Origin of the sequence: Nonomuraea sp. NPDC049141, assembly GCF_040648415.1 — a bacterium.
In the GTDB taxonomy this organism is placed as follows: Bacteria; Actinomycetota; Actinomycetes; order Streptosporangiales; family Streptosporangiaceae; genus Nonomuraea.
In genome coordinates this window covers 1309-2463 of the sequence record NZ_JBEZDR010000125.1, presented here as the reverse complement: position 1 = coordinate 2463, position 1155 = coordinate 1309, and the positions used below count along the sequence as shown (strand labels likewise).

The following is a 1155-nucleotide window of genomic DNA, read 5'->3' as shown; positions in this document are numbered from 1 at the left end:
GGCGCCGGCCGGGGCCAGCTTCAGCGACGCCGCGAACAGGGCACAGGCCACGAACGCCGTCACCAGGCCCCGGCCGTACTCGACCTGGAACCCGTCGTCCGTGGAGTAGAAGAAGACCCGCTGCGCGGCCTCGTCCAGCGAGGCGGCGGCCGCGACCAGCAGCCCCAGCAGCGCCACGGCCAGGGCCAGCCCGGCGAGCCGGGCGTTGGGGCGTACCGCGCCAGTGCCGCGCAGCGCGAGCACCACCGCGCAGACCAGGGCGAACAGCCCGACCAGGTAGCCCACCCCGAAGCCGCCGATGTCGGACACCCCGCCCGGCACCCGCAGCGGCGTGTTGCCCTGCGGCCCGCCGTTGGGGATCGTCATGATCTGCCACTCGCCGAGCATCGAGGCGAGGGCGGCCACCGCGCCGAGCCCCGCGAGCAACACCGGCAGTCGGCGGTCCCGGCCCAGGCCGGAGAACGTACGCCCGAACCGGCGCGGCCCGGCCGGCTCCGCTGTGCCCCACTCCAGGACGGCCGCACCGTCGGACCGGTGTTCCTGCCGGGGAATGGGGGAATCCTGGGACATCGGCCACCCTTCCGCGTTCGCGGGCCTGCCCCGAATCATGACACAGTACGCACCCCGCGACTCGGAGCGTGAACGGTCGCCGGCTCGTGCCCGGTGGGCTAGCGTCGGGTGCATGCCTATCCGTACCGCTTCCGCACAGTGGCAGGGCAACCTCACCGAGGGGTCCGGCACGATCCGTACCGGCAAGGGCGGGTTGCAGGGGAACTACTCCTTCAAGTCCCGTTTCGAGGAGGGCGAGGGCACCAACCCCGAGGAGTTGATCGGGGCGGCCCACGCCGGCTGCTTCTCGATGGCGTTCTCCAAGGCGCTCGCCGAGGCCGGCTCTCCCCCCACCTCCGTGGAGACCACCGCCAAGGTCCACCTCGACAAGACCGACGCCGGAATGACGGTGACCCGCATCGAGCTGGACACCGTCGGCCAGGCGCCCGGCATCGACGAGGCGCAGTTCACCAAGCTCGCGGAGACCGCCAAGGAGAACTGCCCGATCTCCCGCCTGCTCTCCCCGGGCGCCCAGATCAGCCTGACCGCCCGCCTCGCTTCCTGACCGTCCCACCCTCGGTGTCGACCGCCACGGGAAGGACGTTC

The 1155-nt window shown here is 72.4% G+C and carries 2 protein-coding genes; one reads left to right on the top strand and one right to left on the bottom strand.

Features of this window, described 5'->3' with window-relative positions; all coding sequences use genetic code 11:
• Positions 1-570, bottom strand: a 570-nt coding sequence (locus AB0B91_RS65030) for a hypothetical protein (RefSeq protein ID WP_358343002.1), incomplete at its 3' end; no start/stop codon positions are given.
• Positions 571-682: 112 nt separating this feature from the next.
• Here AB0B91_RS65030 and AB0B91_RS65025 point away from each other — a divergent pair.
• The gene (locus AB0B91_RS65025; RefSeq protein ID WP_357659755.1) at positions 683-1114 is read left to right on the top strand and encodes an OsmC family protein; all 432 of its coding nucleotides are present in this window, start codon (positions 683-685) and stop codon (positions 1112-1114) included.
• Positions 1115-1155 lie beyond the last annotated feature (41 nt).